The organism is Bacillus cereus group sp. BfR-BA-01379 (assembly GCF_022663605.1).
GTDB classification, from domain to species: domain Bacteria; phylum Bacillota; class Bacilli; order Bacillales; family Bacillaceae_G; genus Bacillus_A; species Bacillus_A mobilis.
Genome location: NZ_JAKUFT010000003.1, coordinates 34968 through 61707 on the forward strand (window position 1 = coordinate 34968; position 26740 = coordinate 61707).

The following is a 26740-nucleotide window of genomic DNA, read 5'->3' on the forward strand; positions in this document are numbered from 1 at the left end:
AAGAGAATGAAAAAGAGATTGTAATTTGGTTTCAACCAAACTACAATCTCTTTTTGTTTCATTTAATCCCACCAAATCCAAGTCCAAAAGTAATTTCGTACATTTCGAGGAGTAATGCGTATGAAGCGTTCCCCGTCAAAGAAGCAATTAAAATTTGGAAGTGTTTCATTAGGGTTTTCTGAAATAAAGGTGACAATATTTTCGTTGCTTGTAACGGTTACTGTAATTGGTGGATCGGTAGGCGAGACTTGAAGTTGTAATGAAATATTGGCCGTATTTTTAAATTCATTAGTAACAGGTGGACTTATTACTTGTACTGTGAATAACACGATAATTGTTTCGTTCGGTTCCAAATTAGTAGCGACTAGGAAACCGATATTCGGATTCGCTAGTGGAGAGCGTTCGCCGTTAATAAAGACAGTTCCATTCATAAATTGTAAACCTGTTGGAATGGTATCTTGTAAAGAAACATTTGAAAGTGAAATATCAGAAGTATTCGTAATACGCACCGTATAATCAAAATATTGGTGTAAATAAGCTGAGCTAACGGAAGCACCTTTCACTACTGTCGCAGTTATAAATTGAACGGGTATACGAACGATATTTGAATTAACAATGAAAGTAATAATTGGATCTTGTGGTGTCAACTGGAATGCGGCTGTAACTGTTGCGGAATTGATAATTGTACTGTTTGAAGGGATAGAAGTGACAAGAACTTTAAATGCTATTGTTGCTACTGAACCAGCTGGTAAAGCACCAATATTAATACCAGTGTCTGGACGGACATTTAGAACCGGAGTGCCGTTAATGGTTACGCTGTTTTCTATAAATGTTGTACCAGTTGGAATGATATCTAGGACTGAAGTACTGATTGTAGGAATTGGTGAATGATTTATCACTTCTAATGTGAAAGTGATCGTATCCCCTGTTGCTACGATAGATTTATCTGCTGTTTTTTCAATGCGAACCATCGGATCAACTACTGTTGTTGTAACGGTATTTGTTTGCTTTGTAATTGTAATAGGCGGTTCATTCGGATCAATGGTAACAGCATAGGAAACAGAAGCATCGTTATTGATTGCAGGTTGAAGAGTCGAAGGAGATATTGTTACTTGGAAAGTAATAATAGTAGATTCATTAGGAGCAAGGTTTCCTAACGAAATACCGTTTTCAGGATTTGCATTAGGCTGAGTGATTCCGTTAATCGTAACGCTTCCCGTAACGAAGGTTGTATCTACTGGTGCGGTGTCTATAGCAATAATATCTTCAATAGTCACATTACCATTATTCGTAATCGTAATTGTATAGGTTACATTTTGACTAGGTAATGCATTCGTAGCATTAACAGACTTTATGGCAACGACATTATCATTTTGAACAGTTGTTGTGACGGTATTTGTTGTAGTTGTATTTGTAACAGGTACGTTATTTGGGTTGACTATATAGTTAAAGGTAGTAATTGCGTTGTTGTTGAGTTCATTTGGTGTTGGAATAGAAGTTACAGAAACTTGGAATGAAGCACTAGCATCTCCACCAACAGTTATAGTGCCAATTGGTATACCACTTACTGGATTAACTCCCGGAAGGGCCTCTCCGTTTACAATGACGCTATTTTCTATAAATGTAGTACCTTGAGGAATCATATCTTGAATGGTTACATTATTTGCTGCAACATTACCAGTTTGATTGAGTGTAATCGTATACGTTAATGTGTCACCGACCGTTGCAAATGCAAGGTCAACAGCTTTATTACTATTCAAATTTGCGTGATTAATTGTTGTTACGGCAGCTGATGAAATAATAGTTTCAGTAATAGGTGGTCGATTCGGTAACGTGTATTGGTATTCAATTGTACTTGTGTTAGAGATTGGATTGGTTTGCGGAATCGAATTCACCCGTATTTGGAATAGAATTGTTGCTGTTGTATTAGGTGGAATGTTATCAAGTTGTATCCCGCTAAGTGGATTGTCATTTGGACGAGCCGTGCCATTCACAATAACACTGTTCTCTATAAAGCTCGTATTTGCTGGGATGATATCTGTAACGATAATGTTTTCAACTTGTATATTCCCATTGTTTGTGATGGAAATTGTGTAAGGGATAATCGTTTGTAGGTCAGCATATTGGATAGGCGTTGTTTTTGTCGCAATTACACTAGCAGAAATAACTTCAGTGAAGGTAATATTACTAGTTGATATTTGTTCCTCACCATTAATTGTATAACGAGAAGTTGATTGGTTTTGGATACGATTGCTAGCTGGAAGAGATACCACGGTAACGGAAAACGTGACTGGGATAGAAGTGTTAGGAGCAATCGTTCCTACAAGTATACCAGTACTTGGATTCGCGTTAAGTTGTGGAATATTATTTACTAAAACGCTACCGTCTATAAAAGTTGTTCCAACAGGAATATTGTCTGTAAATGCAACAGAAGTAGCATCCGTATTTCCTGTATTCGTTAAAGTTGTTGTATAAGTTAAAATGTCACCAATTGCTACAGAAGTCAAATCAACAGTTTTAAGTGAAACGATATCAGCGTCATTAATTTGAACGAAAGTAGTATTGGAAGTAGTAGATTTTTGAATTGGTGCAAAGTCAGGGTTGAAAATAAAGTCGTAGACGATGTTTGCAGTATTAGGTGTTGGGTTTACGGCAGGTAAATTCGTAACGGAAACTTGGAATGTTATTGTTGTCGATTGACCTGATGCGATATTAGGAATGGAAAAGCCGATATTCGGATCTGCTGCAGGAAGTACAGTGTTGTTAACTGTTACACTTCCCGGAATAAATACTGTTCCATCTTCTATAGTATCTGTAAAAAAGATGGAGTTAGTTGTAGTGGATCCGTTATTTTGAATGAGTACTGTATATTCAATGGTTTCATCAATATTAGCTAATACTGTATTAGTGGATTTTGTAGCGATAAGAATCACATCAATAAATTGTATATTTGTACTATTGGAAGATGTCGTTTCTGAAATTGGTGGTAAGCTTGGGTCTGGTTGATACTCATAGTGGATGACGGCGATATTATTAATGTTATTTTGAGAAGGTATAGAGACTACATTTACTTGGAATGTAACGATAATTGTATTGTTTGGAAGGATAATATCAAGGGTGATTCCGGTAATTGGATTTTCATTAGGTCTTGGTATGCCATCTACAAGAATGCTATTTGGAACGAATGTGGTGCCAGCAGCAAGTGCGTCAATTAGGAGAGTATTTGTAATAGGTACTGTACCAGCGTTTGTAACTGCGATTGTATATGTGATGATTTGACCTATGCGTGTAATAGATCTGTTAGCGGATTTAATTGCACTAACATTTGCCGTCCGCACTTCAGTATTTACTGCATTTGATAACGATCTGCGCTGAATAATAGGAGAACTAGGATCAATTTGGTATTCATACGAAGTGTCTGAAATGTTAATGACTGTGTTGCCCTCTGGTATACTTATAAGTTGTACTTGGAATGAAATAGTGGCTGTTTCGTCTGGTTGTATCGTGCCAAGAGTTACTCCATTTTCAGGGTTCGCACCAGGCTGAATTATATTATTTATTGATAAGCTATCTTCAATAAATATAGTCCCTTCTGGAATGTTGTCAATGAACACCGTATTGTTAGCTGGAACAGTTCCTATATTTTGTAGTGTATTTGTGTAGGTAATAATTTGCCCGATTGATACGAAAGTAACATCCGCCTGTTTAACAGAAATAATATTTGCATTTTGAAGTGATGTTGTAACGATATTAGAATTTGCAGTGCGATTCACTGGTGGAGCTGTAGGAATACTTACATATTGGTAATTTACAGATGATTGATTTACAATTTCAGTTTCAGTTGGTGGATTATTTGTTTGTACTTGAAATAGTATTGTTTTGGAACTGTTTGGTGGAATCGTTCCAATTGGTATTCCGTTTTCTGGATTTACACCAGGCTGAAGTACACCGTTAATTGTGACACTGTCTGGAACGAATGTAGTCCCAGCTGGAATAGAATCTGTAAAAGTAATATTTATTGCGTCAACATTTCCGGTATTTTTCACTTCAGAAATATAAAGTATAGTTCCGCCAATATCTACAGTTATTGGATTGGACGTTTTTGTAACTGTTAATTGTGCTTGCACGAAATTTGTAATGACAATATTACTTGTAGATGTTTCAGTAATTGGCGGTTGTCCTGGGTCTGGTTGAATTGTATATGTTGTATTAGACTGATTTGTAATCGATTGTTGTGAGAATGGATCGTTAATAAGAATTTGGAACGAAATAAGGTGAGTAGCGTTTGCTGCTAGGTTAGGCAAAGTAACACCTGCATTCGGATTTGCACCAAGTATAGCTGTTCCATTAAGTGTAAAACTATTTTCTACGAATGTAGTCCCTTCTGGAATTGTATCTAAAAATATGAGATTAGTAGCTGGAATATTTCCGGTATTTTCTAGTGTTATCGTATAGGTCAAAATATCCCCTGTTGTTGCTTGTTGTGCATTGACGGCTTTTAAAGAAAGAACATTCGCATCCGAAATTTGTGTGAAAGCTGGATTAGACGTAATGGTTCGAGAGATGATAGGGGCAGTTGGATCGGCGATAAAAGTATAGTCAATACGGGCTATATTAGAAATTGGATTCACACTTGGAATGGATTGAACGATAACTTGGAATGTGACGATGACGATTTCCAAAGGCGCAATAGAGTTTAATGAGATTCCTACGTTTGGATCAGTACCTGGAGCTGAAACACTATTAATCGTTACGCTATTTGGAATAAATGCAGTTCCTTCTGGGACTAGATCTGTTAAAGTAACTGTATTTGCAGTTGTATTCCCGTTATTTTGAACAACTACAGTGTAAGTGATTGTACCGTTAGTAGACTGTACGAGGGAATCTGTATTTTTAATTACAGATAGCGATGCATCAACGACAGCTGTATTTACCGTATTTGATGAAGATGTTGCTGTAACTGGAGGTTGACTTGGGTCAACAATATACGTGTAACTTGTAAGTGCTTGATTTATAATTGCTCCTTGCGGTGGAATAGAACTTGCAAGAAATTGGAACGTAATCGTAGCAGAATTACCTGGTGCGATAATGCCAACTGGAATACCGAGAGTTGGACTTGCATCTGGAAGTGAAATTCCGTTAAGCGTAACACTATTTGGAACAAATAATGCTCCTTCAGGAACTCCATTAATGAGTAATACAGAATTTGCAGGGAAGTTTCCAGTATTCGTTAATGTTGCTGTATACGTAATGATATCTCCGATAGATACAATTGATCGATTTGCTTCTAAAACAGTTGTAACAGTAGCGTTATTAATTTGTGTGGAAGCACTATTAGAAGTTATTGTACCTGTAACAGGAGGAGAGGCCGGATTAACTATAAATTCGTATTGAATAGATGCAACGTTTGTAATTGGGTTCGAAGGTGGAGTAGATGTAACGATGACTTGGAACGTAACGGTTGAGGAACTACCAGTATTCACGGTTCCTATATTCACTCCGTTATTTGGATTTGCACCTGGGATGGTACTTCCATTTACAGTGAAACTATTTTCAACAAAAGTCGTTCCTGCTGGAATCGAATCTGAGAAATTTACATTCGTAGCGTTTGTATTCCCGTTATTTTGAATTAAAACTGTATAAGTGATCGTGTCTCCGATGTTTGCAAAGGCAGTATTAGCAGTTTTTACAGCTGAAAGTATTGCTGAATTAATAGAAGTAACGAAGACGTTCGTTTCCACATTGCCAGGCTGAGCCTGTAATGCATTTCCTACATTATATTGGAAGTTTACAAATCCTAAGTTTTGGAGTTCAGGTGTGAATGTTGTTGGGTTGCTTACAATTTGCACTTGAAATACGATTGTTACAGTTTGATTTGGAATAATCGTATTTATGCCAATACCGTCAATGATAGAAGCAGATGCTAATGGAGTGCCATCAACAATAACTGATCCTGCAACAAATTGTGTCCACGATGGTATCGGGTCTGAGAAAATAACGTTATTAGCAGGAATATTTCCTGTATTCGTAATCGTAGTTGTATACGTAATCGTATCACCAATCGTTGCAAAAGCTTTATCTCCGATTTTAGTAGTAGTTAAAATAGCACTTTCAATTGTTGTTGTAACACTATTTGAAGTAATGTTTTTTGAAACGGGAGGATTAGCTGGATTAACGATATGTTGGAAACTAACGCTAGCTTGATTGGTAATTGGATTTATAGGCGGAATTTCATCGGCATTAATATGAAATGCTACGATGACAGACTGGTTTGGTACGATATCTCCAATTGGAACGCCTGTAATTAGGTCTGCATTTGGGATGGTAGTTCCGTTAAGTGTAAAACTATTCGGTTCAAAGGAGGTTCCGTCTGGAATCATATCAGTAAAAATAACATTCGTCGCACTAACATTTCCGCTATTTGTAATCGTAACGGAGTAGATAATATCTTGCCCAATATCTACTGTTGCTACATTTGAATTTTTTTGTGCAGTAAGGATAGCGCTATTAATTTGTGTCGTCGTTGTATTAGATTGATTAGAAGTTGAAATGAACGGCTGATCTGGATCAACAATATAACGGTAAGTGGTAAGAGCCGAATTAGAAATAGGATTGTTGTTTGGTAGGGTTGAAACGATGGCTTGGAATGTGACAATTGATGTGCTTCCACCATTAATTGAACCGATATTTACACCAGTAGATAAATCAGCGTTTGGAATGGTTTGACCATTAACAGTGAAACTATTTGGAACGAAACTTAAGTTGCTATTAAGAATATCGATAACGGTAACATCAGTTGCAGCCACATTCCCGGTATTAGGAAGGTTAAGTGTAAATGTTATTGTATTACCAACATCCGCAAAAGCAAGATTAGCTGTTTTTGTACTAATAATAGTTGCGTTGTTTATTTGAAGAAGCGTAGTGTTAGAATTAGCTGTACTTGAAACGGGAGGGGTAACAGGATCAACAGTAAACTCATACGTCGTTGATGCTGTATTTGGTGCCGGATTAATAGGTGGGATACTGTTAACCGCAACTTGAAATACGATACTATATATTTCATTAGGCGGAAGTGTTGCAAGTAATACACCGGTATTTGGATTCGCGTCAGGTTGTAAAATACCATCAACAGTTAATGTGTTAGGAATAAATGTGAGTCCGCTCGGTAATACATCTGTGAATACAATGTTGGCTGCATCTGTATTTCCTATATTCGAAATAGAAGTAGTGTAAAAAGCAGTTTGCCCGACATCTATAAAAGATACACTTTCGTTTTTCGTCATGGATAATATAGCTTCTTTCATTTGCGTTGAAACAGGATTGCTAATTGAAGTTTCTGCATCAGGTGGTGAGACTAATTGATACGATGTTGATGAGAAATTTACAACTGGATTTTCGGTTGGTAATGACGTTACAGTAACTTGGAACGAAACTGTTACTGTATTCCCAGCTGTTATAGGCCCAATATTTACACCGTTCGATGGGTCCGCACCGCTTTGGGGAATGCCATTAATAGAAAAAGAGTTTGTAATAAATGTAGTTCCACTCGGCACAGTATCTGTGAATATAACATTTTGTGCGGATGAATTTCCGTTGTTTGTTAAAGTAACAGTATAAGTGAGTGTGTCCCCGATATGACTAAATGATTTATCGACTTGTTTTGATGAAAGAATGGTAGCGGTATTAATGGTAGTAAACACTGTATTTGAAGTAGCAGTTCTTGAAACAATTGGTGCATTTGGATCAGCGATAAATGTGTAAGAAGCAGTAGCGGAATTGGAAATAGGATTTTGGGCTGGTGTAGAAGTAGCGATAACTTGAAATGCTATTGCTATTGAGCTGTTAGGAGCAATTGACCCAATCGTAATACCTGTATTAGGGTTAAGGCCGAGTTGTGTGATGCCATTTATTGTGACACTATCCGAAACGAACGTTGTGCCGTCTGGAATAAGATCAGTGAACGTAATATTCGTAGCGTTTGTATTCCCATTATTCGCTAAAAGTGTCGTATAGGTAATCGTATCACCTAGTGTTACAAGTGTTTGATCGACCGATTTTCCCATTGTTATCATAGCATCTAGTACAGGGTTTGTAACGATATTCGTTGAAGTAGAAGTAGTAGCAGGAGCTGTGCTTGGATCAACAGTATAAGAGTATAAAATCGTATCGTTACCCATAATCGAACTTGAAGGGGGCACTGAAATAACATTTACTTGGAAAGTAACAGTTACTGTTTCACCAGGAGCGATATTTGGTATAGTTACCCCAAGTGCTGGCTGTGCACCAAATTGCTGAACACCGTTGATTGTGACCGAATTTGGTATAAATGTAGTGTTTGCTGGAATAGCGCTTGTGAATGTTATATTCGTTGCTGGTGTATTACCGGTATTCGTAATCGTAGTTGTATACGTAATCGTATCTCCGACAGAAATAATCGATTTATCGGCACTTTTTGTAGTTGTTAATATAGCGCTCTTAATTTTTGTTGAAACCGTATTAGATATATTTGTTTGTGATACGGCAGGTTGGCTAGGATCGACCACATGTGCAAACTGTACAGAACTAAAATTTGAAATTGGGTTTATACTTGGAATGTTTGTAACAAGTACGTTTATCGTAATGGCAACCGTACTACCAGGGTTTATATTTCCAATCTGAATCCCGTTCCCAGGATTTCCAATTTGCTGCGCACCAGAATCATTTACAAGAGTGCCAGATATAAATGTCGTTCCATCAGGCAAAATATCCGTGAAAATTATATTTTGTGAAGTGACATTTCCAGGGTTACTTAATGTGATTGTATAAGAAATGGTATCGCCAATCGTTGCAAAAGTTTTATCTACAGATTTAACGAGTGCGATTTCCCCAGCATTTATTTGTGTCGAAACCGAATTAGATGTCGTACTTCGTGAAACAAGTGGTAAATTAGGACCTGTCATAAATTGATATTCAATGGAAGCGCCATTTACAACTGGTGAGTTTGGTCCTCCAGGTCCGATTGTAAAAATAGGATTTGGGATGCTAACTACTTGCACACGGAAAGTGACGTTTATAAAATCTCCTGCAATAATATCCCCAATGGGTATCCCGTTCGCTGGATTTACTCCAGGTAATAAAACCCCGCCTACTCGAACACTATCTTCTATAAATACGGTATTATTTGGAATTGCATCTGTAAAAATGATATTTGTAGCAGTTGCGTTTCCAATATTTTCTAATAAAACTGTATACGTTAAAAATGAATTTCCAGGAGCAATGTCAGAAAATAGACGATCCACGCTTTTCGTTGCTTGGATGATTGCTTCGTTAATTTGTACTAAAGTCGGATTACTTGTAGCTGTTTCTGTCACTGGCGGCTGGGTAGGATCCACAATGACGGAATATGTCGTGCTGGATTGATTTAAAGTTGGATTTGTAGCTGGTATTGAGCCGACGATCGCTTGAAAACTAATTGTTGTCGTTCCTCCAACTGGAATTGCGTCTAAAGAAATTCCGCTATCTGGTCTAAAGCCGAGTTGTGGGATCGTATTAATTTGTACGCTATCAGGCACGAATGAAAGTTCAGGTGGTAATATATCGATAAAAACAGGTGTGTTAGCGGTAGTATTTCCGCTATTAGTGAGCGTAGTTGTATACGTAATTGTATCTCCAACAGCAGCAAATGTACTGCTCGCAGTTTTTGTTGCGATAACGGAGGCAGTATTTACTTGTGTAAAAGTCTTATTGGATTTAACGGTGCGTGAAACAGGCGGTTCATTTATATCAACAATAAAGCTATATTGAAGAGATGATTTGTTCGGAATTGGATTAGGATTTGGAAGAGTTGTAATATTTACTTGGAAACTAAGTGTAACCGATGCATTTGAATTCAAGTTACCAATAGTAATACCGTTTTGTGGATTGGCATTCGGGACAGTTACACCATTTATTTTAAAGCTATTTGGGACAAAGGCAGTGCCATTTGGAATGGAATCTGTAAAAACAATGTTGTTAGCAGTTGTATTTCCTGTGTTTGTAACAGATGAAGTGAATGTAATTGTATCCCCAATTGTAGCGAAAGTTGTACTAGCATTTTTATTTATTACTAAAGTAGCATCAATAATCGGTGTAACTGTCGTATTTGTAATAGTACTACCGACGGCTGGTGTTTCAGTTGGATTCACTGCATATTCGTAGTTTACAAGAGCATTATTCGTTAAAGTTCCACTAGGTGGAATAGCGAGGATGTTCACTTGGAATGTAATGAAAGTAGTGCCTCCTGGTGAGATATCGTCTAAATGAATCCCTAATGAAGGATCTACTCCAGGTTGAGATACGTTATTTATCGTAACGGAATTTGGGACGAAGGATGCACCTGGTCCAAGTCCATCTGTTAAAACTGTAGCACTAGCAGGGATATTTCCTGTGTTCGTAACTGCAATCGTATAAGTAACGATATCTCCAATTGCAGCGTTCGGTGTGTTCACTGATTTCGTAGCGATAATCGTAGCATTGTTAATTTGAGTTGTTATTACGTTACTTAGCGCATTAGAGGATGCTGGAGGTAAGTTAGGATTTACGATATATTGGTACGCTGTGTTACTTTGATTTGGGATTGGATTTGGATTCGGGATGGAATTTACTTGTACTTGGAACGAAATTATCGTATTTGCATTCGGATTTATTGGATCAATTGCTATGCCATTAGCTGGATTTGCATTAGAGAGTGGAGTACCATTTACTGTTACACTATTTGGAATAAAAGACGTCCCGCTTGGGATTGCATCGGTAAATACTATATTTGATGCAAGTGTGTTTCCGTTATTCGTTAAAGTAGTCGTATACGTAATAATATCATTTACGTTCGCAAACTGTTTATCAGCAGATTTTGTAGCGGTAATAGAGGCATTATTAATAGTTGTCTGTACAGTGTTAGATGCCACCATCTGCATGACAGTTGGTTTGGATGGGTCGTACGTGTATTGGAAAGTAGTGCCTGATTGATTTGTAATCGGATTTAAAGCAGGAATAGTTGGTACAAAAACTTGGAATGCAACAGTACGTGATGAATTTGCTCCTATCGTACCAATAAGAATGCCGTTAGCAGGATTTGCATTTGCTATAGGGACACCATTAATCGTTACAGTGTTAGGAAGGAAGATAGTACCAGCTGGAATGATATCTGTAAACGTTACACTAGAGGCGGGGATATTGCCATTATTACTTAAAACTGTTGCATAAGTTATGACATCGCCAACATCAGCGAAATTTGTGCTCGTTAGTTTCGTAGCAACAATATTAGCGTTATTAATTTGTGTAGCTACGATATTGCTAGTTGCATTTCTAACAACAGCAGGTAAATTTGGATCTGCGATAAAACTATATAGAAGTGCAGCACTGTTTTGAACTGGATTTGGTGAAGGTAAACTATTTGCACTAATTTGGAAAACAATTGTTGTAATGCCGCCTGCTGGAATCGTACTAATTTGAAGACCGACACTTGGATCCGCACCTAGCTGTAAAGCGCCGCCTATAAAAGTACTATTTGGTACGAGAGCTGTGCCAGGGGGGAGTATATCGGTAACGACTACATTATTTGCTGGAGTATTTCCAGGGTTAGCTAGGGCAATTGTGTATGTGATCGGTTGCCCAACATCTGCAATGGTTAAATCTACCTGTTTGACAATAACTACATTTGCTAAATTGATTTGTGTACTTACAGTGTTACTTAAAGATGTTTCTATAGTTGGTGGGTCGCCTGGATTTAAAATAAAGCTATACTGTGTACTAGATGAATTTATTGTTGGGTTTTGTGTGGGTAAAGAGGTGACAGTTACTTGATAAGAGACGGTAAGTGAGCCGTTAGCAGGAATGGAAGGTAACGGAACACCGACATTTGGATCGGCGTTATTTTGGAGTACACCATTAATAAGGAAAGTGTTTGGGTTAAAGGTAGTACCGTCAGGATTCGTATCAACGAAAGTAGGACTATCAGCGGAAACACTTCCTGCATTCGTCAAAGTAACGGTATAAGTTAATATATCTCCTACGGTAGCAAACGCTCGATCCACTGCTTTGTCTGAAATGACATTTGCGTCATTCACTTGAGTAAATGTAGTGGTTGAAGTTGTGTTCTTACTTACAGGTGATGCATTTGGATCCACGATAAAGTTATAGGCAATAGAAGCGCTATTTGAAATAGGATTTGGATTTGGTATGCTAGTTATTAATACTTGGAAGGAAGCTGTGATTGTAGTACCGCCATTAATACTACCAATAGTAATGCTAGTTGGTGTAATGCCTGGCTGAGTAATGCCGTTAACTATGACACTGTTCGGTACAAAGGCAGTACCATTCGCAATTGAATCGGATAGTACTACATTGTTCGCCGTAACATTTCCATCGTTTGTAAGAGCAAAGGTATAAGTTAATACATCTCCAACTTCCGCAAATGTTTTATCTACAGACTTAGTGGCGTGAAGATTTGCTAGTCTAATTGTTGATGTAACAGAATTAGAATTTGCTGTTTTTGAAGTGGGTGGCAGACTTGGATTTACAGTATAAAGATAAGAGGCGAAAGCATTATTAATGATAGGGTTTTGTGCAGTAAGATTGATAACTGTTACTTGGAAAGAGAGGGTAAATGTAGCTCCGCCAGGAATTGTACCAATCGGTAAAGCGACGAGAGAATCTACATTTTGCAAAACTCCGTTTAGTGTTACAGTACCAGGAGTCAATATCGTTCCATTTGGAAGTGGGTCTGTTAGTTGTACGTTAGTTGCAGCTGTATTTCCACTGTTTGTAATAAGAATTGTATAACTGATTGTTTCGCCAATTGTAGCAAATTGTTTATTTGTTGATTTTGTTAATGTTAAATTCGCATTGTTAATTTGAGTGGAAACGAGATTAGAAGAAATGTTTTTTGTAGTGGGTGATTGGCTAGGATTGACGGTATATTGATAAGAAGCACTTGAACCATTAGATACGACATTTGACGCGGGTATTGTGTTTACTACTACTTGAAATGAAACAGTTTTTGTTGAGCCAGTTGGAATAGATCCTATATTCACACCAGTAGCGGGATTTGCTCCAACTTGTGTCGTGCCATCTATTGTTAAACTGTTAAGGACAAAAGTTGTTCCGGTAGGAATGACATCTGTAAAAATAACGTTGTTCGCATTCGTATTACCTGTACTTGTAAAGGAAACAGTGTATGTTAATGTATCACCAATATCTGCAAAAATTTTATCTACTGCTTTTGCCATAGTTACAGTAGCGTTATTCACTTGAGTAGATACGATATTGGTCGTATCACTCCCGCTTACTGCCGGCTGATTTGGCACAGGAATGTATTGATAAGTTGTTGTACCACTATTTAATATTGGATTGGTTTGCGGGATAGAAGGAACGAATACTTGAAATGAAACAGTAGTCGTAGAATTAGCAGCAATAGTACCGACAGATATACCATTAGCGGGATTTACACCAGCTTGAGTAACGCCGTTAACGGTTACACTCCCTGGAATGAAAGTAGTCCCGCTAGGAATCGGATCTGTATATAAAACGTTCGTTGCGGCGATATTTCCTATATTAGCTAAGGCGATACTGTAAGTTAACGTTTCGCCAATATCGGTAAAGATTTTGTTAACTGATTTTGTGCCATTAATATCTGCGAGGTTAATTTGTGTTCCAGCAGAGTTGCTTGTTGCAAGACCATTAAAAGTCGTTCCACCGGCAATTGGTGTATATTGAAATGTAATATTAGCGGTGTTAGAGATAGGGTTTTGGCTTGGAAGAGAAACGACAGTTGCTTGGAAAGTTACTGTACGAGAAGTGCTGTTATTGATTGTTCCAAGAGATATACCAGCAGCCGGATTTGCATTTGTTTGTGGTACATTATCTACCGTTACAGTGCCAGGTATAAAGGAAGTACCGTTAGGGAGACTATCTATAAAAATAACGTTATTGGCGGGAAGAAGCCCGGTATTAGGGATAGTAACGGTATAAGTGAGGACGTCTCCAATTGCAGCGACACTTTTATTCACGCTTTTCGTTGCTTGTATGTTAGGTGAATTTATATTAATTTGTAATCCGACTGTATTTAACATATATGCATCTCCGTTAGTTGTTAAACGGATTGCGGCGGATACTTGGGAATTTGTTAAATAAGGAGAAATATCAATAGAAGTAATGTCCCAGCCTTGCCTTCCTGCGGAGATATTTGTACTTGTAGAAGCACTTTGATTTCGTGTTCCAAATGTCCCGGTTGTATCTAAATTTCCGGCAGCATTATTAACTTGAGAACCGAAGAAATTATTTACAGCATTATTTGGCCCAGATAAAGCATTTAATGAACTGAAATTTGGTCCGAATAATGCTTGATCTCCGGTTAAATCAGCATCTCCTTCGGTAGAACTTAAAAATAATCTCCCGCTTACAGGTCCCCCTGAAGGTGTTAAAAATCCTGAAACAGATACATCGGCACTACCGGTTTCTGCAGAAACACGGTTACCAGCTACATAAATGGTTAAGTTCCTTGCAGGTAATGTCCCGTTTTGATAAGCGACGATAAGCGTCCATCCAGCTGAATTAATTGTTCCATTAGAAGCATCTATAGGATCTACAAGTCCTGGGACAGCCCCCGTAGTATAAGAGCCAGACCCTCCAGCTTGAATGAGCGAGGTCACATCTGCGGATCGTGTATAGAATCCAAATGTGACAGAGCCAGAAACGAATGTTTGATTAGAAGCTGTAACAGTTGAAGGGGTAATCGAGTATGTTGACACAGGTGTTGTAAAAGAAACTGGGTTTCCTAATACACTCGTAATGTTTTGATCACGAGATAAATAGTTTCCACCCCAAACAAGTTCTGCATAAAGAATAGTACTACCAGCAGGGATATTTAAAATAGCGGTAGAACTATTTTGTGTATAGCTTAATGTTGTACCAGCAGGAAAAGTAGGTACTTGTAAAGCAGTATTCGTAGTTGCGAATGCACCAATTGCCCCGATTGTACCAGCACGGTTTTGATTACTAATTTTACTTAAACCTAAAGTATTACCTGTAATTGCGAGTGCGCCGTTAGTGGTGGTAGAAAATCGATTCGTAATGGGCATGTTGTCACCTCATTTACAATATAGTCTTGGTCAAAATAGGATATGTGTGTGAAAGAGAAAGTGAAACATGTACAAGTTGATTTGGTAATAATGATTTAAATGTCTAGATAAGGGGATGAAGTATGCTTGAATTGGAAATTAAGGTGGAGCGTCTTAGGAGAGAACAAATAGACGATATTGTAGCATTATCTTCTTATATTGGGTGGGATTATAACAGAGAAGAAATTGAGACTATTTTTGATTCAGGTATCGTATATGGTGTGTGGAATGAGAGGGAGAAACTAATTGCTAGCGCGGCAATAATATTATATGGGGAGAAATTAACGTCTATCGGAATGGTCATTGTACATCCAGATTATAAGGGGAGAGGGATTGGAAAGGCGATAACGAATGCATGCATGAAGAGCGTATCGGTTCAAACTCCCATTATGCTTATTGCTACGGATGAGGGAAAGCCTCTCTATGAAAAATTAGGATTTAGAGTAGTAAGCTATGTTTCTAAATACATATGTAACTCGTACAATGTGAATGATTATTGTGTAGGAAATGAAGATTATATGATGAATTATGAAGAGTGTGATTTAGAAGAAATAATAAAATTGGATGAGTGTGCGTTTGGAACAAATAGAGAAGAGTTTTTAACGAAAAGAATGATGCAAAGTGAACAGTGCATCGTTGTAAAGGACAAGGAACAAAATGTATTAGGTTACGGTTCGAGTGTACAAACATCAGAAAATAAAATAATAGGACCAATCGTTGCGAAAAATGATGCGATGGCAATGAGGATTGTACATCATTTAGCAAGAGAGCATAATGGTAAATTAAGAATGGATGTACCAGAAGGAAAGAATGGTTTCATGAAAGAATTAGAGATTACTGGTTTTCAAAAGGTTCATACACCACCAGTTATGATGAAAAATAGCGATAAATTATTAAAAAGGAGTAATGAACTGTATAGCATTGCAGCACAAGTTTTTGGGTGAAAAAAGAATCCTTTCGTGAAAAGGATTCTTTTTTATAGCCAACTTAATCACGATATTGATCATGAATAGGTTCAAAAAGGTCTTCCTCGACATCTCTAACAACTGAAAAATGATCAACATTATAATGTCCATGTAGAGTTTTATTATGATGACCGATGATTTGCTCTGCAGATAATACGTCGGAATCAGTTGTGGAATGACCGTTTTTAATTAATGTAACGTCAAATCCTTGTACAGTAGCTGTTCTAACAGCGGTGTCGATGCAATGTTCTGTTTTACATCCACCGATAACGATATGGTTAATTTTTTCTTCTTTCAAAAGTTCGAGTAAAGAAGTGCCATAGAATGCGTTTGTTGCTGCTTTATTAATAAGGATTGCAGACTGAGGTACTTTAATTTCATTATGTACTTCAAATCCTTCTCCGCTGCCAGAAGCAACATCGATATCTCTTACGAAAACAATAAGGGCATTTGAATCTATCGCTTTCTGTATGGCTGTATTTAGTGTAGATAATAACTCGGTTTTACGAAAAACTTCATTTTCTTGTTCATTTCCATCCATTAATTCTTGCTGCGCATCGATAATTAATAGTGCTTGTTTCATCGTGTCTCCCCTTTAATATGAAATAAGTTCCCCTATACATATTCATTCATATTGCAAGGAAATCCTCTATTGTCTATGCAGTAGATGATAGATTTACAAAGTTGTCAAAGAAATTTCATTCTCATAGCGTGTAAAAACATGTATGATAGGAGATGGAGAATTTTTGAGTAGGTGGGAATAACATGCAAACAGTAGAAGATTACCTTTCATTCTTACATACGAAAGGATTTAAATTATCAGAGGAAGCACAAGGATTTATTATGTTCGGACAAGGGTATACGGGTGCATCTGATGGAATTGTGAACGCAGCAATAGAAGCGACAATTAAACATCAATTACAGTTTGATGGGAGTTATTTTGTTGCGTTATTAGAACGATTGAAAGAAGAAGAAATTACCGATAAAAAAAGCGCTAAGGCTTTTATGCGGAAGTTACAAGCGTAACTTCATGCAGCCTGCGCTTCTTTTTTTGTTTTGGAAGGTAATTCAACAAAAACCATGCCTAGGAAAATACATAGGCATCCGATAATAGCAGAAACAGAAAGTTGCTCGTTTGCCACGAGAACGCCTGTTAAGGCAGCAAAAACGGGCTCCATTGCGAAAATGATTGCTACTCTCGTTGGAGACGTATGTTTTTGTGCTGAGGTTTGAATGAAAAAAGCAATGGATGTCGCGAATAGGGAAGTTAAAAATAGAGCAAATAAAAAGGAAGAATTCGTCCATAGTGCTATTGAAAATAATTTTTCCCAATCTTCAAACAAAAAGGCGCAAATAGAAGAAAACATGCCGACAGCTAATACTTGCGACGTGCTTAATAATAAAGGTGATATTTTCTTAGAGAAGAAGCCGTTAACAAGAATATGAGCAGCGAAAGCAACTGCACAACCGAGAACGAGTATATCTCCAATGTTTAATTGAAAAGAATCACCAGCCGTTAATAAGTATAAACCAGCTGTTGCTACAGCAATGCCCATTACGATAAAAATAGTAGCTTTTTGTTTTAAAAAGATAAAAGACAAAATGGGTACCATAACGATACTAAGTCCTGTTAAGAAACCTGCTTTTGAAGAAGTTGTATAAAGTAAGCCAAATGTTTGTAACACATAGCCAACACATAAAAAGAATCCAACGATTAATCCAGCGAGGCTACTCTGTTTTATATCTTGTTTTGTAGTTTTTTTTGCGAAAATCATTTGAACGAATAATAAAATAATTCCAGCGAATAAAAAGCGAATACCATTAAAGGTAAATGGACCAACGAAAGACATAGCATTTTGAACGACGACAAATGTAGCTCCCCAAATAAAAGAGACAAATAATAAAGCAAGAGGAGCAATCCAATCTTTTTTCACACTCATACCCCCGTTAATTTTGTAAGATAGCTTTTCTAGCTAATTCATCAGCTACTTTATTTTGACTACTTGGAATCCACTTAATAAAAAAGAGATCGAAACTTTTTATGTACTGCAGTGCTTCCTCTAATAGTGGTGCAAACATTTTATTTTTTGCGTATTCTTTTTCGACAGCTCGCTCGACAAGTTGCGAATCTGTACGAAAAGAGACAATGTTATAATTATGCTCCGTGCAATATTTTAATGCCGCAAGTAAAGCGTGGTATTCTGCTTCATGATTGGACATTGTCCCAAGAGGCAATGATAATTGTACAGCTGGTTGCACCCCTTTAATAAATACGCCTGCACCAGAAGGACCAGGATTTCCTTTTGATGCACCATCAATATATACTTCAATCAAAATGAGAAACCTCCAAATGATAAGATGATCCCCTACTTATATGTTTCCTTTTAAGTAGGGGATAGAGTAACTTAGCCGATTGTAATACTATAACGACATGTAAATGTTTCATTCGCTTGTAAAGATTGAATTCCTTTTTTTTCCTTGAAATCTTTTGCTGGAGTTACTTCATCGGCAATTCCGTACCAAGGTTCAATACATAAGAAAGGTGCATTCTCGCCTGGTGTCCATACGCCGACAAATGGGAATCCGTCAAATTCTACTTTTACAAATTTATTATGTTTATGAGAACGGATAGAGATTTCATCCGTATTCATATTTTCAAAAATAAGTGCATCATTTTTGAATAAATCGTATGTAAGTGGTAATTCATTCGTATTTTCAGCTATTAATTGCTTTGTACTTGAAAGGTAAGGCCCTTCTAATACGCTTGTTTCTAAACGTTCAGAACCATTAAATGATAAATGATAATCTGTAAATGATTCGCCCTCTAATAAGGGGAAGTTGAAACCAGGATGTGCTCCGATTGAGAAGAACATCTCTTTTGAAGTAGGGTTATTTACTTCATATGTTACATGAACGATTTGTCCGTCTAGCTCATAAGAAACGAGTAATTCGAATTCGTATGGGTATTTTTTTAATGTTTCTTCATTACTAGTTACAATATAAGTGATTTTCGTTTCACTTTGTTCTTTTACAGAGAATGCAAGATCACGAGCAAAGCCGTGTTGTGTTAAAGAATATGGTTCACCATCTACGTAATATGTATTATCTACTAATCGGCCGACAATTGGGAATAAAATTGGTGCGCGGCGTCCCCAATAAGTAGAATCGCCTTGCCATAAATATTCAGTGTTATCTTCTTTTAAGCGAACGCTTTGTAATTCTGCACCTTTGTCAGAAATGGAAACGATCACTTTTTCATTTTGAATTGTTGCTGTCATGAAGTGAAACCTCCTAAAACTTTCATATGTTTTATTATACGTTGTCTAAAAGAAAAAAGGTAGTTAATGATAGGAAACTATTGACGAAAGAGTGTGTATTGCGTAGAATATAATCTTGTTGCTTAAAAAACGAATGACGTGGTTCGAAACCATCCCACGTAAAAAAACTAAGGAGATTTTGTCATGAATATTAGAACATTAGTCGGTAATGGTATTTTAGCGGCATTATATATTGCTGTTTCTATGCTTATTCAGCCATTTGGCTTTACAAATGTACAGTTTCGTATTTCAGAGATGTTTAATCATCTTGTTGTATTTAATAAAAAAGCAATTTACGGAATTGTATTAGGTGTATTTTTAACAAATCTCTTTTTCTCACCAATGATCGCTTACGATTTAGTATTTGGAGTAGGGCAATCTATTCTTGCATTAGTTGCAACGATTATTTCTATGCGATTTATTAAAGGTGTTTGGGCTCGTATGATCTTTAATACAGTTATTTTTACAATTACAATGTTTATGATTGCAATTGAGCTTCATCTTGCATTTGATTTACCATTTATGTTGACTTGGTTAACATGTGCCATTGGTGAATTTGTTGTCATGGCAATTGGTATGCCTGTAATGTACTGGATTAATAAACGAGTACAATTTGAAAGATTTATGTAATAGATGAAAGAGCTATTCCTAAAGGGATAGCTCTTTTTGTATGTAAGCAAATTGAATATAATGCTGTCACTCTTGATACAATATAATAAAATAAAGTGAGGCTTTCATTAGCTGGCTACATATAAGAAGTCTTATATAAGGGGAATCTAGTATGAAATATAAAATTCATTGGTTGTATAAAACGAAGCGCGGTTTGCAGACGGAATTAACGACAGACTATATGAACATAGAAGATGTACTGCAATTTGCAGAGGATTTCGAGAAAACAGGAAGAGTGAAAGAACTATCATTTTATGATGAAATGGATGCAGAATGGTCATTAAAGGAAATGAAAAAGCTGAGTAAACAAGTGGAGGAAGAGACCCAAGAAATAGTCTTTTATTTTGATGGAGGGTATGATGTTCAGACGAAAGAAGCTGGAGTAGGTATATGTGTATACTATAAAAAAGGAAATACAAAATACCGAATTCGTCGTAATGCATATATAGAAGGTATATATGATAATAATGAAGCGGAATATGCATCACTACTATACGGCATGAATATACTCGAGGAATTAGGGATTAAGTATGAAGCAGTTACGCTTCGCGGTGATTCGCAAGTTGTACTACAGCAATTGGCTGGAGAATGGCCTTGTTATGATGAGCATTTAAATCATTACTTAGATCAAATTGAACAAAAAGCGAAGCAAATGAAGTTAAAACTTGTCTGTGAACCGATATCTAGAAAACAAAATAAAGAAGCGCATCAATTAGCTACGCAAGCATTAGAAGGAACCGTCATTGATAGTCATAAAGAAATAACCGAATAGAGAGGTGCAAAGGTGGATAAAAAGCAACTCATTACAGAGGTAAATGACTTATTAGAAACGTATTGTGAAGGGTGTTTTCTGCGAGAACATAATCGAAAGACAAATAGTAAGTATTATGCTCATTCCTTTTGTATTAGGCAATGTACAGTTGGAGAAACATTGAAAAAGTATGGAGAACAGTTATCATGAAAAAACATCCAGAGAAAATTCTCTGGATGTTTTTTAGTGTCTTGCTTCATTTAATTGATGCTCGCATTTACTTAATTTTTTTTCCTCATTCATTAGAAATGGCTCATCTAAATCTGTCGCAACAGATTTCATAATTTCAAGCTGAGAGCGAGTGGCTTCTACAGCAGTAGTAGCATGCTCTAATGTATCTGGATCCATTGAAATTGTCGCTGATCCTACCATTTTTTGTGCTGTTTCTACACGGAATTTTACTTCTTCAAAATCATTTACTTCTGATCCCATTGATAATTCCTCCTTTGTATATTGCGCATTTCACATAGTTTTTGCTCTGTAAAACGGAAATATACAAAGGAATAACAAAGGAGGTTACCAAATAAGGTAACCTCCTGTTATATGTTGGATTAAAGTTTTACTACGTTAGCAGCTTGAGGTCCACGGTTTCCTTCAGTGATATCGAAAGATACTTCTTGACCTTCTTCTAAAGCTTTGTAGCCGTCACCTTGAATAGCAGAGAAATGTACGAATACATCGTCAGCGCCTTCCATTTCGATAAATCCAAAACCTTTTTCGTTGTTAAACCATTTTACTTTTCCTTGCATGTTACAATTCCTCCTAAAAACATTTGCTTTTTTCATTTAGTGAAATTCATTTGAAAGATAATATAAACTAAAAATGCTATAATCTTGAATATTCTGCTAAATGATTAATTTAAATATACACGAATTGGTAGAATTTAGTCAAGTAAGCGATTTTATTTTTTTGTATTTTTAAATAATTTTTCAGCCAGATTTTTAAATAGGTATAGGACAGGCCGAGTATGTAATATTCTTAATTGAATGCTATACATAATGAGGTGAAAGAAAGAATGAATGAGTCTTATTTATTAGATAATGAAGGAATGAGAACGAGAACTGACATACCAAATTGGGTTACAAAAGAATTTCAAAATTTTTCGAGTGTCGTGCTAGAACCAACTTTTCCGTGCTATTTCGGCTTAACAGCTTTGAAAAAGAATGAACTTCGTTATTCATTTCTTTCTCATAATGATTGGAGTCATTTGCCACATACAATGCTAGCTTTTTTAGAGTTGATGAAAGAGCGGCCAATTGTAAGAAGAGGATTTTTTCTTTTTGTAGAACCGGAATGTGAGGAACAATCACTGGAATATTATCGTGATTACTTTTGGAAAGTACTACAATATTTACATGAAAACGATGATCAAACATGGCCGAAGCAAATTCCTGAAGACCCCGACCATTACTTATGGGAATTTTCATTTGGTGGGGAACCGATATTCGCATTTGGAAATGCGCCAGCTTATAAACAACGAAAAACTAGGCATTTAGGAAATTCTCTCGTTATTGGGTTTCAGCCACGCACCATCTTTGATGGATTAGAAGGGGATCGTCCTAAAGGGGCATATTCAAGACAAACGGTCCGAGATCGAGTTGAAAAGTGGGATCAGCTGCCGAAGCATCCTAATATTAGTCATTATGGTGATCCAGATCATCGTGAATGGAAACAATACTTCATAGGAGACGATGTGGAGCCGATAAAAGGAAAATGTCCTTTTCTTCATAAGTTAGAAAAGTAAGAGTCATCATTCGGATGGCTCTTTTGCATATTTTGGATAAAAAAGGGTATTTTAGTAGTAAATATTTTGATGAAAGCTAGTCTATTTTTAATCATTACATCATTACTTAATAGTAAAGGAAGTAGAAAGGATAGAGCGATGTTTGGAGCGATTATACAACAAATTGTATTAGGTATTTCATTAGCTGCGCCGGTAGGTCCGATTAATATTGAAATGTTAAAACGAGGAATTGAACGAGGTTTTTGGCATGCGTGGGTTGTTGGAATTGGTGGAATGACTGCAGATATTTTGTTTATGCTTCTCATTTATTTCGGTTTATCTTCTGTGTTTATGTATACATATGTACAAGCTTTTATGTATTGCACAGGGTTTTTCTTATTATTTTATTTAGGATTTCAAAGTGTAAAACAAGGAATTTCCCACACGAATATGGAATATAAAAAGGAAGAGGTAGGTGGCCTTAAACAATCGTTTATGGCAGGTTTTTTAATTGCGATATCCAATCCATTAAATCTTGTTTTTTGGTTTGGTATATACGGAAGTACACTTAGCTCATTGCTTACGAAAGTAACGAAACAAGAAGCCTTTTTGTACAGTCTTTGTATTATCCTTGGCATTATTTTATGGAATTTAAATATCGCTTTTTCTGTCCATTTTGGCAGAACTTTATTAAAGCAAAAGGCACTTGGCTATATAACAGCCGGAGCAGGTATTATTTTAGTAGGATATTCTATCCATTTTGCATACAAAGCTTTACAGTTGTTCACATAAGATTGAAGGGGAGATTTTTATGTATCGAACCACTATTGACGGAAAAGAAATTATTATTACGCTAGCACCAAAAATCCGAAAAGAAATTACTGATAGGAATCCACTATATGAAGCGGTATTTCATAATGCAGCAAGATTACTACAAACAAAGCAACCGACGTTTGCGGTAAATCATGAAATATTTGGGCTCATTATTGGAGAGGTTCAAAGAGGAGAAGTAACAGTATTTGCGGTGGAACATATTATTCCAAAGCAAAATATATTTGGATCGAACAATTTTTTCTCGACAATAGAGCAGCAGGCAAATTTGTAAGGTGAATAGAATAAGAATAGAAAATAAAAGAAATAGTCGTAACGATATGTTGCGGCTGTTTTTTTGGAAAAGGGGGAAGGAAGATGAAGAGAGTGGGGAAAGAGTTCTTTTTACAACATGATATCGTTATTATGTATGGTATTTTATTTATTTTCATCATTATTTTAAAAATGCAATTATTCACATGGATCGGTATGTTAGCGTGTTTGTTTGGGATTGTTTTTTATACGCTTAACGAATATTTAACACATCGATTTTTATTTCACTTAAAGCCACCAAAAAACGTATTTTTATTAAAAATGTTAAGAAGATTGCATTATGATCATCACGTATATCCAGATGATTTAAAACTATTATTTTTGCCTGTATGGTTTAGCATACCTAGCTTTACTATATATTTACTCATATCATACGCTATAACAAAAAGTGTTACTATTACACTTTCATTTGGAATCGGAATGATTATTATGCTTCTCGTTTATGAATGGAAACATTATATTGCCCATAAACCAATTCGTCCGTTCACTAAGTTTGGACGATGGCTTAAAAAACAGCACATATTACACCACTATAAAAATGAAAAGTTTTGGTTCGGTGTTTCAAATCCAGTATTCGATTTCATATTTGGAACGCTTAAAGATGGAAAAGAAGTTGAATTAAGCGAAACAGCTCGTAATTTAGAAAAAGAGAAAAAGACAGAAGTAGTGCGATAAGCACTACTTCTGTCTTTTTGTTTTAATGAGCATTGAATCTTTATTGGTATGAGATTGCAGTACGTAAATTTTATGTTGAAAAAGTATATTAAAAACTTAGGGGAAAATGCCGAAAAATGTCTATCGAAAAATCTTTGCAGGAATGTATGGATTGTCTAAAATGAAAATAAGTTTCTGAATATTTATAAAATTTAGTCTTTGTGTATACAAGGGGGAATTGTATTTCTAGTAAGAGAGGGGATTAGAGAATGAAACGAGATGATACGTCAGCACGTAAGTTACAAAATGAGGTGAATTATACAGAGGTTGTTCAGTCAGAAGAATTTCAATTGCTATTAAATACAAAAAAGAAGTTTATCGTTCCGATGAGTATTTTCTTTTTAAGCTTTTTTATTGCATTACCTATTTTAACATCGTATTCAAAGGTGCTCAATACACCAGCATTTGGGGATGTTACGTGGGCGTGGGTGTTTGCATTTGCACAATTTATCATGACGTGGTCATTATGTATGATTTATAGCCAAAAAGCAGAATCCTTTGATAAAATCTCACAAAACATTCTGCAAGATATGCAAAAAGGGAGGGGCTGAATTTGAATATTACTGCGTTTGCACTATTTTTAATTATTGTTCTCGGTACGCTCGTCATAACCTATTTTGCATCGAAAAAAACGAAAAATGCGAGTGAATTTTATACAGCTGGAGGGGGATTAACTGGTTGGCAAAATGGTCTGGCCATTGCGGGAGATTATATGTCTGCTGCGTCTTTTCTTGGTATAGCCGGAGCGATCGCATTAACTGGGTTTGATGGGTTCTTTTATAGTATCGGTTTCTTAGTTGCTTACTTAGTTGTATTATACTTAGTTGCAGAGCCACTTCGAAATTTAGGGAAGTACACGCTAGCAGATATGATTGCGGCGCGTTTTGATGCGAAAAAAGTTCGCGGAGTTGCAGCGCTTAATACGATGACGATTTCGATTTTTTATATGATTGCACAACTAGTTGGGGCGGGTGCACTTATTAAATTATTATTAGGGATCGAATATACGACATCCGTTTTAATCGTTGGTACATTAATGACAGTGTACGTTATTTTTGGCGGAATGACTGCGACAAGCTGGGTTCAAATTGTAAAGGCTGTACTACTTATGGCTGGTACATTTATTATTTCTGTTATCGTTTTCTCCAAATTTAATTTTAGTGTGACTGAAATGTTCGCTCAAATGAAAACGGCTACGCCATTAAAAGATTCATTTTTAAATCCAGGAGTAAAGTATAAAGATGGTCTTGATACGCTATCTTTAAATTTAGGACTAGTTCTTGGTACAGCTGGATTACCACATATTCTTGTTCGTTTTTTTACAGTACGTGACGCAAAAACAGCACGTCAATCTGTTGTATACGCTACGTGGTTAATTGGTGCATTTTATATTATGACAATTTTCTTAGGATTTGGGGCGGCGGCATTTGTAGGGAATGAGGCGATTATTAAAGCGAATCCAGCTGGTAATATGGCAGCACCTTTATTAGCGAAAGCGCTAGGTGGAGATTTCTTATTTGCTTTCGTATCAGCCATTGCCTTTGCAACGATTTTGGCTGTAGTGGCAGGACTTGTATTAACAGCCGCATCAGCATTTGCACATGATTTTTATAATGAAATTATTCGCAAGGGGAAATCAACGGAAAAAGAGCAAGTTTCAATGGCTCGCTATGCGTCTATTGGAGTAGCGGTATTATCCATTATACTAGCGTTATTTGCTCAAACATTGAATGTAGCATTTTTAGTTTCATTAGCATTTGCAGTTGCAGCGAGTGCAAATCTACCCGTTATATTATTCACAATATATTGGAAGCGCTTCAATACAACGGGTGCTATTTCGGGTATGGTTGTTGGTCTTGTATCAGCAATTGTTCTCGTAGCGTTAAGTCCAAATGTTTGGAACCCTGTAGCTGGAAAAGCTATATTTGTTGGGGAAGCGATTTTCCCATATACGACACCTGGAATTATTTCAATTCCGCTTGGATTCCTTGCAGCATATTTAGGAACCGTGTTATCTAGTAAGAAAGAAGATGCAGCGAAGTTTGATGAAATTCTTGTGAAATCTAATACTGGTCATGGTATTAGTGATGCATCTTCCCATTAAAAAGAGAAGGGCTTTTCGATATATAAGAAAAGCTCTTTTTTTCTTGTAAATATTAATGTATTGTAAGTAGGATTTTGTCTTAATTTTGTGGAATGAAAATAAGCAGGGAGAAAATTAAATCATCATGGCACCAGCGCAGCTTTTGTGAAAAATAAGTTGT

The 26740-nt window shown here is 36.5% G+C and carries 18 protein-coding genes and 1 riboswitch; of the genes, 11 read left to right on the forward strand and 7 right to left on the reverse strand.

The window, feature by feature from the left end; genetic code table 11:
- Positions 1–62: 62 nt before the first annotated feature.
- Positions 63–15095, reverse strand: coding sequence for a DUF11 domain-containing protein (locus tag MR113_RS01860; RefSeq protein WP_242250775.1), 15033 nt, complete (start codon positions 15093–15095; stop codon positions 63–65).
- Positions 15096–15217: 122 nt separating this feature from the next.
- Here MR113_RS01860 and MR113_RS01865 point away from each other — a divergent pair, with 122 nt between their 5' ends.
- The gene (locus MR113_RS01865; RefSeq protein ID WP_242250776.1) at positions 15218–16078 is read left to right on the forward strand and encodes a GNAT family N-acetyltransferase; all 861 of its coding nucleotides are present in this window, start codon (positions 15218–15220) and stop codon (positions 16076–16078) included.
- A gap of 43 nt (positions 16079–16121) precedes the next feature.
- Here MR113_RS01865 and MR113_RS01870 read toward each other — a convergent pair whose 3' ends face one another.
- Entirely contained in the window at positions 16122–16682 is a 561-nt protein-coding gene (locus tag MR113_RS01870) for a cysteine hydrolase family protein (RefSeq protein ID WP_242250777.1), read from the reverse strand.
- A 182-nt stretch (positions 16683–16864) separates the two neighbouring features.
- Between MR113_RS01870 and MR113_RS01875 the strand changes: the two genes are divergently transcribed.
- Positions 16865–17125: a DUF6123 family protein gene (locus tag MR113_RS01875; RefSeq protein ID WP_001195212.1), complete on the forward strand. Its 261-nt coding sequence runs from the start codon at positions 16865–16867 to the stop codon at positions 17123–17125.
- A gap of 2 nt (positions 17126–17127) precedes the next feature.
- On the opposite strand, the gene MR113_RS01880 is transcribed toward MR113_RS01875, so the two are convergent.
- The 3 genes from MR113_RS01880 to MR113_RS01890 all read right to left on the reverse strand — a co-directional run bounded on the left by MR113_RS01880 (position 17128) and on the right by MR113_RS01890 (position 19377).
- Positions 17128–18033 carry a DMT family transporter gene (locus tag MR113_RS01880; RefSeq protein WP_242250778.1) on the reverse strand — a complete coding sequence of 302 codons (906 nt, stop codon included), beginning with the start codon at positions 18031–18033 and terminating at the stop codon, positions 17128–17130.
- A gap of 13 nt (positions 18034–18046) precedes the next feature.
- On the reverse strand, positions 18047–18433 hold the full coding sequence (locus MR113_RS01885; protein ID WP_000573873.1) for a reverse transcriptase-like protein: 387 nt from the start codon (positions 18431–18433) through the stop codon (positions 18047–18049).
- Between the two features lie 71 nt (positions 18434–18504).
- Complete coding sequence (locus tag MR113_RS01890) at positions 18505–19377, reverse strand: aldose 1-epimerase family protein (protein WP_242250779.1); 873 nt, start codon at positions 19375–19377, stop codon at positions 18505–18507.
- Positions 19378–19509: 132 nt separating this feature from the next.
- Positions 19510–19554: riboswitch (PreQ1 riboswitch) on the forward strand.
- A 6-nt stretch (positions 19555–19560) separates the two neighbouring features.
- Between MR113_RS01890 and MR113_RS01895 the strand changes: the two genes are divergently transcribed.
- From MR113_RS01895 to MR113_RS01905, 3 genes are all read left to right on the forward strand, one after another.
- Positions 19561–20046, forward strand: coding sequence for a QueT transporter family protein (locus MR113_RS01895; protein ID WP_001026467.1), 486 nt, complete (start codon positions 19561–19563; stop codon positions 20044–20046).
- Positions 20047–20197: 151 nt separating this feature from the next.
- Positions 20198–20857: a ribonuclease H family protein gene (locus tag MR113_RS01900; protein ID WP_242250780.1), complete on the forward strand. Its 660-nt coding sequence runs from the start codon at positions 20198–20200 to the stop codon at positions 20855–20857.
- 12 nt (positions 20858–20869) lie between these two features.
- The gene (locus MR113_RS01905) at positions 20870–21046 is read left to right on the forward strand and encodes a zinc-finger domain-containing protein (protein ID WP_000358801.1); all 177 of its coding nucleotides are present in this window, start codon (positions 20870–20872) and stop codon (positions 21044–21046) included.
- A gap of 33 nt (positions 21047–21079) precedes the next feature.
- Here the strand turns inward: MR113_RS01905 and MR113_RS01910 are convergent, their stop codons facing one another.
- A complete protein-coding gene (locus tag MR113_RS01910) occupies positions 21080–21328 on the reverse strand; it encodes a DUF2564 family protein (protein ID WP_242250781.1) in 249 nt (82 codons plus the stop codon).
- A 119-nt stretch (positions 21329–21447) separates the two neighbouring features.
- Positions 21448–21645, reverse strand: coding sequence for a cold shock-like protein CspB (gene cspB / locus MR113_RS01915; RefSeq protein WP_001161731.1), 198 nt, complete (start codon positions 21643–21645; stop codon positions 21448–21450).
- A gap of 266 nt (positions 21646–21911) precedes the next feature.
- Between cspB and MR113_RS01920 the strand changes: the two genes are divergently transcribed.
- The 6 genes from MR113_RS01920 (at position 21912) to MR113_RS01945 (ending at position 26580) form a co-directional block, all read left to right on the forward strand.
- Entirely contained in the window at positions 21912–22640 is a 729-nt protein-coding gene (locus MR113_RS01920; RefSeq protein WP_242250782.1) for a YqcI/YcgG family protein, read from the forward strand.
- Between the two features lie 138 nt (positions 22641–22778).
- Positions 22779–23411 carry a LysE family transporter gene (locus MR113_RS01925; protein WP_242250844.1) on the forward strand — a complete coding sequence of 211 codons (633 nt, stop codon included), beginning with the start codon at positions 22779–22781 and terminating at the stop codon, positions 23409–23411.
- Between the two features lie 19 nt (positions 23412–23430).
- A complete protein-coding gene (locus MR113_RS01930; protein WP_000286363.1) occupies positions 23431–23724 on the forward strand; it encodes a hypothetical protein in 294 nt (97 codons plus the stop codon).
- A gap of 83 nt (positions 23725–23807) precedes the next feature.
- On the forward strand, positions 23808–24437 hold the full coding sequence (locus tag MR113_RS01935) for a sterol desaturase family protein (protein ID WP_242250783.1): 630 nt from the start codon (positions 23808–23810) through the stop codon (positions 24435–24437).
- 248 nt (positions 24438–24685) lie between these two features.
- A complete protein-coding gene (locus tag MR113_RS01940; RefSeq protein ID WP_242250784.1) occupies positions 24686–25027 on the forward strand; it encodes a DUF485 domain-containing protein in 342 nt (113 codons plus the stop codon).
- Positions 25028–25029: 2 nt separating this feature from the next.
- On the forward strand, positions 25030–26580 hold the full coding sequence (locus MR113_RS01945; protein WP_242250785.1) for a solute symporter family protein: 1551 nt from the start codon (positions 25030–25032) through the stop codon (positions 26578–26580).
- Positions 26581–26740: the final 160 nt, after the last annotated feature.

What these genes read in the sequence shown, in the direction of transcription:
- MR113_RS01920 (WP_242250782.1), top strand. Translation starts at nt 21,912, where the DNA reads ATGAATGAGTCTTATTTATTAGATAATGAAGGAATGAGAACGAGAACT.
- MR113_RS01940 (WP_242250784.1), top strand. Translation starts at nt 24,686, where the DNA reads ATGAAACGAGATGATACGTCAGCACGTAAGTTACAAAATGAGGTGAAT.
- MR113_RS01860 (WP_242250775.1), bottom strand. Translation starts at nt 15,095, where the DNA reads ATGCCCATTACGAATCGATTTTCTACCACCACTAACGGCGCACTCGCA.
- MR113_RS01865 (WP_242250776.1), top strand. Translation starts at nt 15,218, where the DNA reads ATGCTTGAATTGGAAATTAAGGTGGAGCGTCTTAGGAGAGAACAAATA.
- MR113_RS01900 (WP_242250780.1), top strand. Translation starts at nt 20,198, where the DNA reads ATGAAATATAAAATTCATTGGTTGTATAAAACGAAGCGCGGTTTGCAG.
- MR113_RS01895 (WP_001026467.1), top strand. Translation starts at nt 19,561, where the DNA reads ATGAATATTAGAACATTAGTCGGTAATGGTATTTTAGCGGCATTATAT.
- MR113_RS01930 (WP_000286363.1), top strand. Translation starts at nt 23,431, where the DNA reads ATGTATCGAACCACTATTGACGGAAAAGAAATTATTATTACGCTAGCA.
- MR113_RS01870 (WP_242250777.1), bottom strand. Translation starts at nt 16,682, where the DNA reads ATGAAACAAGCACTATTAATTATCGATGCGCAGCAAGAATTAATGGAT.
- MR113_RS01910 (WP_242250781.1), bottom strand. Translation starts at nt 21,328, where the DNA reads ATGGGATCAGAAGTAAATGATTTTGAAGAAGTAAAATTCCGTGTAGAA.
- MR113_RS01875 (WP_001195212.1), top strand. Translation starts at nt 16,865, where the DNA reads ATGCAAACAGTAGAAGATTACCTTTCATTCTTACATACGAAAGGATTT.
- cspB (WP_001161731.1), bottom strand. Translation starts at nt 21,645, where the DNA reads ATGCAAGGAAAAGTAAAATGGTTTAACAACGAAAAAGGTTTTGGATTT.
- MR113_RS01890 (WP_242250779.1), bottom strand. Translation starts at nt 19,377, where the DNA reads ATGACAGCAACAATTCAAAATGAAAAAGTGATCGTTTCCATTTCTGAC.
- MR113_RS01935 (WP_242250783.1), top strand. Translation starts at nt 23,808, where the DNA reads ATGAAGAGAGTGGGGAAAGAGTTCTTTTTACAACATGATATCGTTATT.
- MR113_RS01925 (WP_242250844.1), top strand. Translation starts at nt 22,779, where the DNA reads ATGTTTGGAGCGATTATACAACAAATTGTATTAGGTATTTCATTAGCT.